The sequence below is a fragment of the Devosia alba genome (genome assembly GCF_039938915.1).
In the GTDB taxonomy this organism is placed as follows: Bacteria; Pseudomonadota; Alphaproteobacteria; order Rhizobiales; family Devosiaceae; genus Devosia; species Devosia alba.
The window spans coordinates 1-432 of record NZ_JBDUUI010000048.1; the positions used below are offsets into that span (position 1 = coordinate 1).

A 432-nucleotide genomic window follows, 5' to 3' on the forward strand; every position below is an offset into this window, starting at 1 on the left:
TCAGCGGGGCCAATGATCTGAGCGAGCGGACCACGCGGCAGGCGGCGACCATTGAGGAGACGTCGGCAAGCATGGAACAGTTGGCGACCACGGTACTGGCCAATGCTGAACGGGCCCATGACGCCAGCTCGGCGGCATCGAACGTGACGCGTACCGCCGAAGAGGGCGGGCAGGTGATGGGCCAGGCGACCGAGGCCATGACAAGGATCACCGAGAGCTCGGGCAAGATCTCCAACATTATCGGTTTGATCGATGACATCGCCTTCCAGACCAATCTCCTGGCGCTGAACGCCTCGGTGGAAGCGGCGCGGGCCGGCGACGCCGGCAAGGGCTTTGCCGTGGTGGCGGTGGAAGTGCGGCGGCTGGCACAATCGGCAGCGTCGGCCTCGGCTGATGTCAAAGTGCTGATCGAGCAATCGGCCAGCGAGGTCA

Annotated in this window: 1 protein-coding gene; it reads left to right on the forward strand. The window is 64.8% G+C overall.

Features of this window, described 5'->3' with window-relative positions:
* The coding region (locus ABFY71_RS19430) for a methyl-accepting chemotaxis protein (protein WP_347947380.1) at nt 1–432 on the forward strand (432 nt) is incomplete at both ends.